At 66.2% G+C, this 13,464-nt stretch carries 9 protein-coding genes; 6 read left to right on the forward strand and 3 right to left on the reverse strand.

What is annotated here, in order from left to right:
• The first annotated feature begins 31 nt into the window (after positions 1-31).
• The 3 genes from tatB to F1640_RS14605 all read left to right on the forward strand — a co-directional run bounded on the left by tatB (position 32) and on the right by F1640_RS14605 (position 4,692).
• Positions 32-433 (forward strand): Sec-independent protein translocase protein TatB, encoded by a 402-nt coding sequence (tatB, locus tag F1640_RS14595; protein ID WP_194919827.1) that lies wholly within the window; start codon positions 32-34, stop codon positions 431-433.
• Complete coding sequence (tatC, locus tag F1640_RS14600) at positions 430-1,239, forward strand: twin-arginine translocase subunit TatC (RefSeq protein WP_124807720.1); 810 nt, start codon at positions 430-432, stop codon at positions 1,237-1,239. Before tatB ends, tatC begins: the two co-directional genes overlap by 4 nt.
• A gap of 108 nt (positions 1,240-1,347) precedes the next feature.
• Complete coding sequence (locus F1640_RS14605) at positions 1,348-4,692, forward strand: PAS domain-containing hybrid sensor histidine kinase/response regulator (protein ID WP_194919829.1); 3,345 nt, start codon at positions 1,348-1,350, stop codon at positions 4,690-4,692.
• Here F1640_RS14605 and F1640_RS14610 read toward each other — a convergent pair.
• The gene (locus F1640_RS14610; protein ID WP_194921452.1) at positions 4,666-5,286 is read right to left on the reverse strand and encodes a response regulator transcription factor; all 621 of its coding nucleotides are present in this window, start codon (positions 5,284-5,286) and stop codon (positions 4,666-4,668) included. The two genes, F1640_RS14605 and F1640_RS14610, sit on opposite strands and share 27 nt — an antisense overlap.
• Positions 5,283-7,235, reverse strand: coding sequence for an acetate--CoA ligase (gene acs / locus F1640_RS14615; RefSeq protein WP_194919832.1), 1,953 nt, complete (start codon positions 7,233-7,235; stop codon positions 5,283-5,285). Before acs ends, F1640_RS14610 begins: the two co-directional genes overlap by 4 nt.
• A 177-nt stretch (positions 7,236-7,412) precedes the next feature.
• Here acs and F1640_RS14620 point away from each other — a divergent pair, with 177 nt between their 5' ends.
• The 3 genes from F1640_RS14620 (at position 7,413) to F1640_RS14630 (ending at position 12,743) form a co-directional block, all read left to right on the forward strand.
• The gene (locus tag F1640_RS14620; RefSeq protein ID WP_124807716.1) at positions 7,413-8,915 is read left to right on the forward strand and encodes a DcaP family trimeric outer membrane transporter; all 1,503 of its coding nucleotides are present in this window, start codon (positions 7,413-7,415) and stop codon (positions 8,913-8,915) included.
• Positions 8,916-9,013: 98 nt separating this feature from the next.
• Entirely contained in the window at positions 9,014-10,777 is a 1,764-nt protein-coding gene (locus F1640_RS14625) for an MFS transporter (protein WP_194919834.1), read from the forward strand.
• A gap of 82 nt (positions 10,778-10,859) precedes the next feature.
• A complete protein-coding gene (locus F1640_RS14630; RefSeq protein ID WP_194919836.1) occupies positions 10,860-12,743 on the forward strand; it encodes an AMP-binding protein in 1,884 nt (627 codons plus the stop codon).
• Positions 12,744-12,780: 37 nt separating this feature from the next.
• Here F1640_RS14630 and F1640_RS14635 read toward each other — a convergent pair whose 3' ends face one another.
• Complete coding sequence (locus F1640_RS14635) at positions 12,781-13,419, reverse strand: TetR/AcrR family transcriptional regulator (RefSeq protein ID WP_124807713.1); 639 nt, start codon at positions 13,417-13,419, stop codon at positions 12,781-12,783.
• Between the last annotated feature and the right edge of the window lie 45 nt (positions 13,420-13,464).

Raw genomic sequence — 13,464 nt, forward strand, 5'->3', positions numbered from 1 at the left:
CACAGCCCGGATACCGGACCCGATCTGAACCATGTTCGACGTAGCGCCGTCAGAGCTGCTGCTGGTGGCCATTGTCGCCATCGTGGTGATCGGCCCCAAGGACCTGCCGCTCGCCCTGCGCACGGCAGGCCGCTGGATGGGCAAGATCCGCCGCGTCTCCAACCATTTTCGCGCGGGGATCGAAACCATGATCCGCGAGGCGGAAATGGAGGAAATGGAGCGCAAGTGGCGCGAACAGAACGCCGCGATCATGGCGCAGGATGCCGCGCAGGCCGGGGGGAAGGCCGCCGAAGGGCAGACGCCTGATGCCGCTGCCGATCAGGTCGCGGCGCCGGCCGTCATGCCCGAAGTCGCGGCGCACGCGCCGACGCCGCCGGTCGAACCCGCGCCAGCTGCTCCCGCATCTCAAACCGACGCACCCCGACTGCTATGATTCGCGATATCGACGAAACGCAGGCGCCCTTGCTGGACCACCTGCTGGAACTGCGCACGCGGCTGTTGCGCTGCGTCTATGCGCTGGCGGTCACGTTCGCGATCTGCTTCTATTTCGCGGACGATATCTTCGCGCTGCTGGCGCGTCCGCTGATGGAAGCGTTTCCGCCGGGGCAGGGCAAGCTGATCTACACCAAGCTCTACGAAGCGTTCTTCGTGGAACTGAAGGTTTCCCTGTTTGCCGCGTTCCTGCTGAGCTTTCCGATCATCGCCAACCAGCTGTGGGCCTTCGTGGCTCCGGGGCTCTATGCGCGCGAAAAGAAGGCGTTCCTGCCGTTCCTGATCGCTACGCCGATCCTGTTCACCGCCGGCGCCAGCCTGGCCTACTTCATCGTCATGCCCACGGCCTTCAAATGGTTCCTCGGCTTTCAGGGCGACAAGGGCGGGCTGCATCTGGAGGCGCTGCCGGGCACGGGCGATTACCTGAACCTCGTCATGCAGTTCATCCTGGCGTTCGGCATCAGCTTCCTGTTGCCGGTGTTGCTCATGCTGCTGAACCGCGCCGGGATCGTCACGCGCGCGCAACTGGTGGCGGCGCGGCGCTACGTGATCGTCGGGATCACCGCGCTGGCTGCCGTGATTACGCCGCCCGATGTCGTGTCGCAGCTGATGCTCGCCATTCCGCTGCTGTTCCTGTTCGAAGGCACGCTGGTGGTGATGCGCTTTGCCGAGAAGTCCGATGCGGTAGAAAAGGCGAAGCAGGAAGCCGCAGCCGCCGCAGGCGAACCGACCCGGCTTCTTCCCTGATTCCCTGATCGATTTCTCCCGCCCCTCTGCGTCATTTGAGCGTGGCATCGCTTGCCATGTGTCCGTCTGTTGCTAAGGACGCGGGAGTAGCTCGAAAGGCCACCAGGGATGAGCCTGACGTTGGCGGCGCTCTATGCGCTTGCACTGATTGGTATCCTGTTCGTCGTTGCCGCCCTGGTCGAAGCGCGCGCGGAAGCGGCGCGCAGCCGGCCGGCGCTGCGCCATGTCGCCTATACGCTGGCGCTGGGCGTCTATTGTTCGAGCTGGACGTTCTATGGCGCGGTCGGCAGCGCGGTGCGCGAAGGGTGGAACTACCTGCCGATCTACCTCGCGCCGTCGCTGCTGCTGATTTTCGCCCCGGCCCTGCTGCGGCGGCTGGCCGAAGCGGTGCACGAGGAAAAGGCCACCACCATTTCGGATTTCATCGCCGCCCGCTTCGGGCACGATCCCGGAATGGCGCGGCTGGTCACGCTGATCGCGCTGGTGGGCATCATTCCCTACGTCGCGCTGCAATTGCGCTCGATCGGCAGTGCCATAGCGGTCGTTTCGGGCAGCGACGTCGCGGTACCGGTGATGGTTGCCGCGTCGGTCGTGCTTGCCGCTTTCGCGATCCTGTTCGGCGCGCGGCGGTATGAAGTCGCCGGGCGAAGCGAGGGCATGTTGTTCTCGATCGCGCTGGAATCGATCATCAAGCTGGTGGCGCTGATCGTGGTGAGCGCGATCGCCGTCTATGTCATCGCGCAGGCGCCGCCGGAGCGGTTCGCTGTCGGATTGCGCGAAACGGCGGCGCGTTTCGCTCCCTCGCATCTCTCGTTCGAATTCGTGGTGATCGGCATGATTTCCGCGATGGCGATCGTGGTACTGCCGCGCCAGTTCTTCATGGGCCTGGCCGAAGCGCAGCAGCCCGATGACCTGCCGCGCGCGCGGTGGGGCGTGGCGGCCTATGTCGGTGGCATGGCGGTGCTGGTCCTGCCGATCGCCCTTGCGGGGCTTGTGGCCTTGCCGCCCGCCGCCGTGCCCGACCTGTTTGTGCTGGCGCTTCCCGATGCCGCAGGGCTGCACTGGCTGACATCCATCGCGCTGCTCGGCGGGATCAGTTCTGCCAGCGCCATGGTCATCGTGGACGCCACCGCGTTGGCGACGATGGTCTCGAACGACCTGATCTTCCCCGCCGTTCTGCGCAGCGAGACCGACGATGCCGCCGGCGCTCTGGGGCGGCGGATGATGGTGGTGCGGCGCTCGGCGATCGTCGGCATCGTCGCGCTGGCGCTGGTCTGGGCGCTGATGCTGTCGCCGCGCAGCTCGCTCGCCTCGATCGGGCTGGTCGCTTTTGCGGCGATGGCGCAGTTCACCCCGCATTTCGTGCTGGGGATTTTCGGCAAGGATCGCGATCCGGTTGCCGGGCGCGCCAGCCTGGCCGCCGGCTTCGCGCTGTGGCTGTGGACGCTGGCCATGCCGCAGGTCCTGCCCGAAGCGTGGATGACCGCGTTGGCCGGAACGTTGGCCGATCCCTTGCGCCTGCTCGGCATCGGCCATGCCAGCCCGCTGGTGCATGGCGTGCTGTGGAGCATGGCGGCCAACCTGATCGTGCTTGTTGCCGGGACGGCGGGGCGCGATCCCGGAAGCCGCCTGCCGATCATGTTGCGTGGCGCGCGGCCGGTACGCAACATCGGCGAACTGGCCGATCTGGTCGGTCGCTTCACGGGCGAGGAACGGGCGGAAGAGGAGTTTCCGGTCTACCGGCGGGCGCTGCCGGTCGATCGGCTGACGGCCCGACGGGCGCAGGACCTCATCGCCGGGGTGGTTGGAGTCTCGTCGGCGCGCACGCTCGTCGCCTCCGCGCTGGCCGGCGCGCAGATGAGCATCGAGGATGTGGCGCGGCTGCTTGACGAGGGCGGCCAGTCGCTCCGCTTCTCGCGCACGCTGCTGGCGGCCACGTTCGAGAACCTGCATTCGGGCATCAGCGTCATCGATGCGGACCTCAATCTGGTGGCGTGGAACACGCAATACATCGAACTGTTCAACTACCCGCCGGGGCTGGTGCGCGTGGGCGTCCCCATCGCCGACCTGATCCGCTTCAACGTCGAGCGCGGCCATTTCGCGGGGACGCCGGACGAGGAAGTGGAGAAGCGGTTGGCGCATCTGCGCGCACGCCGGACGTTCACGTCGGAGCGCGTGCGGCCCGACGGGCGCGTCATCCGGTCCACCGGTGGACCGATGCCGGGCGGCGGCTATGTCACCGCCTTCGCCGATACGACCGAGGAAGCTCGCGTGCGGGGGGAACTGCGGCGCACGTTGGAACAACTGGAAAGCCGCGTCGCCGAACGCACGCGGGAATTGTCCGAAGCCAATCGCCTGCTGGCCGAATCGACGCGCGAGAAGACGCGCTTCCTTGCTGCGGCCAGCCACGATCTGCTGCAGCCGCTTCATGCGGCGCGGCTGTTCGCTTCCGCTCTTGATCGCAGCGTGGAAGGCGGCGCGAAAATCATGGTCGCGCGGGTGGAGCGCTCGATCGTGGCGGCAGAAGACCTGCTGCGCGCGCTGCTCGATATCAGCAAGCTCGATGCTGGCGGCATCCAGCCCAGTCCCGAGGTGATTCCGCTGGCGCGCCTGCTGCGCGACATCGCCGAAGGCATTCGCCCGATGGCGGAGGAAAAGGAACTGCGGCTGACGGTGGGGCCGGTGTTCGGCGCAGTGGAAACCGACCCCGGCCTCCTGCGCTCCGTTCTTCAGAACCTGCTGTCGAACGCCGTGCGCTATACCGAGCAGGGCGGCATTCTCGTCGGCGTCCGCCGGCGCGGCACCACGCTGCGGATTGACGTGGTCGATACGGGTGTGGGCATTCCCGAAGACCAGCAGAAGGCGGTGTTTTCCGAATTTACCCGCTTGGGGGCGGTGGAGGCCGAAGGCCTTGGCCTTGGCCTTGCCATCGTGGAACGGATCGCCAGGCTGCTCGGCGTTCGCCTGGAGCTTGCGTCAACGCCGGGCAAAGGCAGCCGGTTCAGCGTGATCCTGCCCGCCGTCGCGATGCCCGACGAGGACGCAGATGCGCACACGCCTTTCAGCGCCGGCCGGCCGGTCCGCGCGCTGACGGTGCTGGTGGTGGACAACGATCCCGTCATCATCGAAGCTTCGGAAGCCCTTCTGGGCGGGAGCGGTCATACTGTGCTGGGCGCCGCGACTATGGCCGAGGCGCTGGCGCTGGTGGGGCGCGCGGATGTCGCGCTGCTCGATTTCCACCTCGATGGCGGGGAGGACGGCATTGCCCTGGCCGATCTGATCCACAAGGATCGTCCGGCCATGCCGATGGCGATGGTCACGGCCGAAAGCGGCGCGCAACTGCGCCGCCGCGCGCGCCGGCGCGGTATTCCGCTGTTCGTGAAGCCGATCGATCCGTCCGCGCTGGAAGCCTTCCTCGCGCGGGTCTCAATGCGCGAGGTCGAGCCCCAGTGACCGCGCGACCAGCGCGGCCTGCGTGCGGTTGCGCACGTCCAGCTTGCGCATGATCGCGGTCATGTGCGCCTTGACGGTGGCTTCACTCATACCAAGGTCGTGGGCGATCTGCTTGTTGAGTTTGCCTTCCAGCACCGCGAGCAGCACCTTGAGTTGAGTCGGCGTCAGGCCCGCCACCTCGCGGCGAACCTGATCGACAGGCTCGGCCTGCGGGTGAATCTCCTCGGGCCGTCCCAGCGCCTTCCGGATGGCATCCTCGATCACGGTCAGATCGGCATCCTTGCGCAGGAAGCCCACCGCGCCGAATGCGCGCGCCTCCTGCGCGGCGTTGGCGCCCTCGGCGCTCGACACCACCAGGATCGGCACATCGGGCTTTTCGGCGTGGAGCAGGGCGATCCCGGAATAGCCCACCGCGCCCGGCATCTTCAGGTCCAGCGTGATAAGGCGCAAGTCGGGCGCGTCGGCCGTCGCCTTCGCGGCGGCGGCCAGCGTGCCTGCTTCCAGGATTTTCGCTTCGGGCGCGACGTGGGCAACCGCGACCGTCAGGGCCTGACGGAACAGCGGGTGATCGTCGGCGATCAGGATCGTACTTATACGGCCTCCGCCAATTTCGGTCGATTGGCCAGAAGATGGTCCACGACCGAAGGATCGGCAAGGGTAGACGTATCGCCAAGGTTACTTACGTCGTTTTCTGCGATCTTGCGGAGGATTCGCCGCATGATCTTGCCGCTCCGCGTCTTGGGCAGGCCGGGAGCGAACTGGATCACGTCCGGCGTGGCGATCGGGCCGATCTCGTGCCGCACCCACTGGATCAGCTCCTTGCGCAGCGCCTCGTCAGGTTCGATCTCGGCATTGCAGGTGACGTAGGCGTAGATGCCCTGACCCTTGATCTCGTGCGGCATCCCCACCACGGCGGCTTCGGCCACCTTGGGATGGGCGACCAGCGCGCTTTCGATCTCGGCCGTGCCCATGCGGTGGCCGGACACGTTGATCACGTCGTCGATGCGGCCCGTGATCCAGAAGTACCCGTCCTCGTCGCGGCGGGCGCCGTCACCGGTGAAATAGAGGCCCTTGAACGTGGTGAAATAGGTCTGGAAGAAGCGTTCGTGATCGCCCCACACGGTGCGCATCTGGCCAGGCCACGAATCGGTCACGACCAGGCAGCCGTCGGTCGCCCCGTCCAGGAACGTGCCGTCGTTGTCGACCAGCGCAGGCTTCACGCCGAATATCGGGCGCGTGGCGGAACCCGGCTTCAGCGCCGTGGCGCCGGGCAGGGGCGTGATCATCGCGCCGCCGGTTTCGGTCTGCCACCAGGTGTCGACGATCGGGCAGCGGCCTTCGCCCACCACCTTGTGATACCATTCCCAGGCTTCGGGATTGATCGGCTCGCCCACCGAACCCAGCAGGCGCAGCGTCTTGCGGCTGGTCTTCTTCACCCATTCGTCGCCTTCGCGCATCAGCGCGCGCAACGCGGTGGGGGCGCCATAGAAGATCTCGACGCCGAACTTGTCCACCACCTGCCAGAAGCGGCTGGCATCGGGGAAGTTGGGCACGCCTTCGAACATCACCGTGGTCGCGCCATTGGCCAGCGGGCCATAGACCACATACGAATGGCCCGTGACCCAGCCGATGTCCGCCGCGCACCAGTAGATCTGGCCGGGCCGGTAGTCGAACACGTACTGGTGCGTCAGCGATGCCCAGACCGAATAGCCGCCGGTGGTGTGCAGCACGCCCTTGGGCTTGCCGGTGGAGCCGGAGGTGTAGAGGATGAACAGCGGGTCTTCCGCGCTCATTTCCTCGGGCGCGCATTCGGCGGCTTGCGTGGCGACGGCGGTCGCCCAGTCGACATCGCGGCCTTCGACCATGGCCACGGCGGCGCCGGTGCGGCGGAGCATGATCACGGTATCGACATCGGGGCACTGCTTGAGCGCTTCATCGACATTGGCCTTGAGCGGCACCTTCTTGCCGCCACGCAGCCCTTCGTCGGAGGTGAGCACGATGCGGCTGTCGCAGTCGATGATGCGGCCGGCGAGCGCGTCGGGCGAAAAGCCCGCGAACACGATCGAATGGATGGCGCCAATGCGCGCGCAGGCCAGCATGGCCACGGCGGCTTCGGGCACCATCGGCAGGTAGATCGTCACCCGCTCGCCCTTCTTCACGCCCTTGGCGCGCAGGAGGTTGGCGAAGCGGCAGACGTCCTCGTGAAGCTGGCGATAGGTGATGCGGCGTTCCGCATCCTCGGGGCTGTCCGGCTCCCACAGGATGGCGATGGCGTCGCCGCGTTCGGCCAGGTGCCGGTCCAGGCAGTTGGCGGACAGGTTCAGCGTGCCGTCGGCGAACCACTTGATGCCGAAATCGGCCTCGTGAAAGCTGGTTTCCTTGACGCGGGTGAACGGCTTGATCCAGTCGATCCGCTGCGCTTCCTCGCGCCAGAACGCGTCGGGCTCCTCGACGGAGCGGCGGTACATTTCCTGATAGCGCGCATCGTCGATCAGCGCGTTGGCCGACCATTCCGACGGAACGGGGTAGATGGCCTCACCCATACTCAGGCTCTCCTCACATAATTCGTTGCCGCAACCCTACCGCACGGGGCCGGAGCGGCGCGCCTAGACAATGGTCGTAGATATAAGACCAAGCTCCGGCTGGTTACCAGTTCCGGTTCAAGGAAAAACCTATCCGCAGTGCCTCGCCAGATGGGCACCGGGAGAGGGATTGTCCGAATGAGCATCAAGATCAGGGGGTCTGTTTGGCTGCTTGCAGCAACCGCGCTGGCGGTGCCCGGCATGGTCCAGGCACGTCCGACCAGCCGTGAAGCCGCACTCGAAGCGCGCCTGCAACGGCTCGAAGCCGAAATGACGCAGCTGCGTGCCGATCTCAAGAGCGCGCGCGACGAGCAGGCGGTCCATGCCGATCAGGCTATCGCGGTGCGGCAGACCGCCGAACAGGCGCAGGCCCAGGCGCTGGTCGCGACCCGCACGGCGGAAGCCGCCGCCACGAAAAGCGACGAGGCGACGGCCAAGGCCACCGCGCTGGCGGACGCCGCGCCGAAGCAGGGCTTCCGTTCGGGCAATTCCAACGTCGTCCTCTCGGGTTACATCAAGCTGCTGGCTAGCAGCGCGCGCTACAGCGGCGGCGACGATCCCAGCAATTCGCTGGGGCGCGACCTCTACCTGCCGCAGTCGATCCCGGTGTTCAACCCGGCCAGCCCGACCTCGCCGACGCGCGTGACCGATTTCACCGCCAAGCAGACCCGGTTCTGGGTGGATGCCAACACCAAGCTCGGCAGCCACGCGCTGAAGGCCTATATCGAGTTCGACTTCCAGGCCGCGCCGGGCACGCCACAGGCGCTGGGGCAGGGCACGCAGCGGACGACCAACGCCTATGACCTCGCCATGCGGCGCGCGTTCGTGCAGTTCGATCGGTGGATGTTCGGGCAGGAATTCACCAACTTCTCGAACCCGGCCGTCTATCCCGAAAGCACCGACTATGTCGGCGGCGTCGATGGCCTGATCTTCGTGCGCCAGCCGATGGTCCGCTACAGCCTGCCGCTCGACAAGGGGCTGACGTTGCACCTGGCGGCGGAGAATCCTGAAACAGCTTCGGCCACGGCGGGCGCCGCCGCGCTGATCGAGAATGGCGAGGACCACGCGCCCGATTTCACCGCGCGGCTGGAATATGCGGGCAAGTTCGGGTTCCTCGACGTTGCCGCGCTGGGCCGCCAGCTGCGCGTGGACAACGCGCGGACTGGCTTGGCCCACATCAGCGATTCGCGCGTGGGCTGGGGCATCAGCACCACCGGCAAGATATTCCTCAACGAAAAGCACACCAGCGACATCCGCTTCCAGGCGACCTATGGCGAAGGGATTGGCCGCTACCTGGGCCTGAACTTCAGCCCGGATACGGTGCTGCAGGCCAATGGCCAGCTCGGCAGCGTGCGCAACCTGGCCCTGTTCGGCTCGGGCCGCTTCGCGCTGAACGATCAATGGCGGGTGAACCTGATCGGCAGCTTCCAGCGCGTGAGCTACGCCGGCTATCTCAACCGCACCACGGCGGGCATCGCCATGTACAACCGCCAGGCGTGGAGCATCGCCGGCAACGTATTCTATTCGCCGGTCAAGAATGTCGACCTTGGTGTCGAATACCGCCATGGTGACCGGCGTCTGGTCAACGATCTGAACGGCCACGTCGATCGCCTGGATTTCGCCGCGAAGTATAGTTTCTAGAAGAAGTACTTAAAAATCATAACGATGCACGCGGCTCTTCGGGTCGAACAGCCGTAAAATAGACGTTCAGATCCTGTCTGGGACTGGGAGAGGCAATCATGGACTATCAGGAAATACCGGCGGATGCCGTCGGACTGCCAAAGCATCATCAGGCGACACACAGCGAAAAGCTGATCATCACGGCATCATCGCTGGGCACGGTGTTCGAATGGTACGATTTCTACCTCTATGGTCTGCTGACCTCGATCATCGCGGCCAAGTTCCTGACCGGGCTGAACCCGACCACGTCGTTCATCATGGCGCTGCTGGTCTTTGCGGCGGGCTTCATCGTCCGCCCGTTCGGCGCGCTGGTCTTCGGCAAGATCGGCGATACCTTCGGCCGGCGCTATACCTTCATCATCACGCTGGTGGTGATGGGGCTTTCCACCTTCCTGGTCGGCTGCCTTCCCACCTACGAGACGGTCGGCGTCGCCGCGCCGATCATGCTGGTCGTCCTGCGCATGTTCCAGGGTCTGGCGCTGGGTGGCGAATACGGCGGCGCGGCGACCTACGTTGCCGAACATGCGCCCAACAACAAGCGCGGGCTCTATACCAGCTGGATCCAGATCACCGCCACGGCGGGCCTGGCCATGGCGCTGCTGATCGTGATCACGGTGCGTTCGCCCGTGACCGGCCTGGGCGAGGATGCGTTCAAGGCTTGGGGCTGGCGCGTTCCCTACCTGCTGTCGGGTCTGTTCCTGGTGGTGGGCCTGTGGCTGCGCCTGAAGCTCCATGAATCGCCTGTGTTCCAGAAGATGAAGTCGGAAGGCACCGCCTCCAAGGCGCCGCTGACCGAAGCGTTCGGCGAATGGAAGAACCTGAAAGTCGTGCTCATCGCCTTCTTCGGCGCGATCGCCGGGCAGGCCGTGATCTGGTACACCGGCCAGCTCTACGCCATGTATTTCCTGGAAAAGATGCTCAAGGTGGATGGCATCCAGGCAAACACCCTGACGATCATCGCGCTGGCGATGGCCACGCCGTTCTTCCTGTTCTTCGGCTGGCTTTCGGACAAGGTCGGTCGCAAGCCGATCATCCTCGGCGGCGCGGCGCTGGCGGCCGTCACGCTGTTCCCCGTGTTCCATGCCTTGACCGACGCGGCCAACCCCGCGCTGGCGAAGGCCCAGGCCACGGCGCCGGTGAAAGTGACGGCGTTCCCTGGCGAATGCTCGTCGCAGTTCGATCCGGTGGGCGGCAACAAGTTCGACACCACCAGCTGCGATATCGTCAAGAACGCGCTCGCCAAGGCGGCGGTGAACTATGAGAACGTCGCCGCACCGGCTGGTGCCATCGCGTCGGTGACCATCGGCGGGGAAACGATCCTGGCGCCCGATCCGTCCACGGTTTCCGGCGACGACCGGAAGAAGGCGATCGCCGCCTTCACCGCCAAGGTCGCGGGTGCGCCTGAAGTGAAGGCGAAGCCGGCGGAGGGCGACAAGCCCGCGGTCGAAGCCAAGCCCGCCGTGGTGGGCGAGCTGGAGAAGGTCGGCTATCCAGCCAAGGCCGATCCGGCGCAGATGAACAAGCCGCTCGTCGTCGCGCTGCTGTTCTACCTCGTGCTGCTGGTGACGATGGTTTATGGCCCGATCGCGGCCATGCTGGTGGAACTGTTCCCCAGCCGCATCCGCTACACCTCGATGTCGCTGCCATACCACATCGGCAACGGCTGGCTGGGCGGACTGCTGCCGGCGATCGGTTTCGCGATGGTCGCGGCCAACGGCGATATCTACCACGGCTTCTGGTACCCGGTCGTGGTCGCGGCGGCCACTGTGGTGATCGGGCTGTTCTTCCTGCCCGAAACCTTCCGCCGGAACATCGACCAATGACCAATGGCGCCGCGCCTTGTGTTCGATCAAGGTGCGGCGCCGAACCCCTTGGTACGGGGACGGGGACAGGAGAGGTTCGACGATGAGCGAAGCCTACAGCCGCGCATGGCGCGACAGTATCGAGCAGCCGGAACGGTTCTGGTCCGAAGCGGCCAAGGCGCTGGAGTGGGCCTCCGCGCCTTCGCGCGTGTGGGACGAAGATGGCGGGTGGTTTCCCGACGGTACGCTCAACACCGCGCACAATTGTCTGGACCGGCATATCGCGGCGGGGCGGGGCGAAGCCGCCGCGCTGATCTATGACAGCCCGGTCACCGACACGGTCCGGCAGTATAGCTACGCCGAACTGCTCGAGGAAACCGGCCGCGTTGCCGCGATGCTGGCCTCGCTGGGCGTTGGCCGGGGAGATCGGGTGGTCCTCTACATGCCGATGATCCCCGAAACCGTGTTCGCCATGCTGGCCTGCGCGCGGCTGGGTGCGATCCATTCGGTGGTGTTCGGCGGCTTCGCGGCGCTCGAACTGGCCAAGCGCATCGACGACGCCACGCCCAAGGTGCTGCTGACCGCCTCCTGCGGCATCGAAGGCGCGCGCGTCGTTGCCTACAAGCCGATGGTGGACGAGGCGCTGGCGCTGGCGCAGCATCGGATCGAGCATGTCGTGCTGCTTCAGCGGGATCGGCTTGAAGGCACGCTGCACGCGCCGCGCGATCTCGACTGGCAGGCCCTGCGCGCCGCGACGGCGGCCGATTCCGTGCCCGCGCCGGTGCCGGTCGCGGCCGCCGATCCGCTCTATATCCTCTACACCTCCGGCACCACGGGCACGCCCAAGGGTGTGGTGCGCGAAAACGGCGGCCATGCCGTCGCGCTCGCCTGGTCGATGGCCAATATCTATGACATCGGCGCGGGTGACGTGTTCTGGGCCGCGTCCGATGTGGGCTGGGTCGTCGGCCACAGCTACATCGTCTATGCGCCGCTACTCGTCGGAGCCACGACGGTGCTGTTCGAGGGCAAGCCCGTGGGCACGCCCGATCCCGGCACGTTCTGGCGCACCATCGCGCGCCACGGCGTGAAGACCTTCTTCACCGCGCCCACCGCGATCCGCGCCATCCGCAAGGAAGACCCCGACGGCCGGTTCATCGACGAGATCGGTACCGGGCGGTGCCAGGCGATCTTCCTCGCGGGCGAGCGGGCCGATCCGGAAACGATCGCCTGGGCGGAAGGCTGCACGGCGCTGCCCGTGATCGACCACTGGTGGCAGACCGAACTCGGCTGGCCGGCGATCGCCTCGTGCTTCGCGCTGGGCGACCTGCGCCGCAAGCGCGGCAGCGCCGGATTTCCCGTGCCCGGTTATGATTTCACGATCCTGTCGGAAGACGGCCATCCCGTGCCCGCCGGTGAAAGCGGCGCGGTCGCGATCCGCGCGCCCCTGCCGCCCGGGGCCTTCCGCACGCTGTGGAACAACAAGACCGGTTACGAGAAGAACTTCCTGGCCTTCCCCGGCTTCTACGAGACGGGCGATGCCGGATACATCGACGCCGAAGGCTTCGTGCACATCATGGGGCGCACGGACGACATCATCAACGTCGCCGGGCACCGCCTGTCCACCGGCCAGATGGAGCAGATCGTCGCCGGGGTCGACGGCGTGGCCGAATGCGCGGTGATCGGCGCCGACGATGCCATCAAGGGCATGATCCCCGTGGCGTTCGTGGTGCCGCGCGCGGGTGCTGAGGGCGACGACACGATGCGCGACCGGGTGATCCGGGCGGTGCGCGCGGAACTGGGGGCGGTTGCCGCGCTGAAGACCGCGTTCGTGGTCCAGCAACTGCCCAAGACCCGTTCCGGCAAAATCCTGCGCAACCTGTTGCGCAAGATCGTCAATGGCGAGGATTTCACCACCCCGGCCACGATCGAGGACCCCGCGGTGCCCGATGCACTGAAGGCCGCGGTCGGCGGACACGCGCTGGTCTGAACCTTTCGCCCGGCCGCATCGGCGCGATGCGGCCGGGTCAGGGCCTCGGTCCGAAAGCGGCCATGAAGATGTCGGTGACGTTGCGCGCTTCGGTTTCGACAGCCGCCGGCTCAGGGGGTGGCGCGCCCCACAGGATGCGCCGGTGCATCCCGCCAAGGCACAGCGAGGTCAACGCGTCGGCCGCCAGCTGCGGATCGGCCTGGCGCAATTGTCCGCTGGCCATTCCATCCGCCATGAAATCCCGTAGCATCGCCAGCGTGGGGCCGGGCGCGCGTTCGAAGAACAGCTGACCCAGCTCCGGATTGCGTCCGCTTTCCGCCACGATCAGCCGGTGCAGGCGCAACGGTTCGGGCAGGGTCAGCTTTGCCATGAAGCTGCGCGTGAATTGCAGAACGGCCGAAGGCATGTCCTTAGACGGGCGCAACAGGTCGGCGAACTGCTGGCGATAGGCGGCGGTGGCCTCATCCAGCACTGCCGCGAACAGGTCTTCCTTGTTGGGAAAATAGCTCCACAGCGTGGCCTTGGAGCCGCCCAGTTCGGCGGCGATCGCGGACATCGAGGTGGCGGCATAGCCGTTGTCGAGGAACTGGCGCTTGGCCACTTCGACAATGGCTTCGCGCCTGTCGATCTTGCGCGCCTCGCGCTTTCCGGGAGCTTTCTTTGCTGACTGCGGCATGACCGTACTATACGGTACAGTTTTATGTTGACAAGACCCCGTGCG

This window comes from Novosphingobium sp. NBM11, assembly GCF_015390225.1.
GTDB lineage: Bacteria > Pseudomonadota > Alphaproteobacteria > Sphingomonadales > Sphingomonadaceae > Novosphingobium.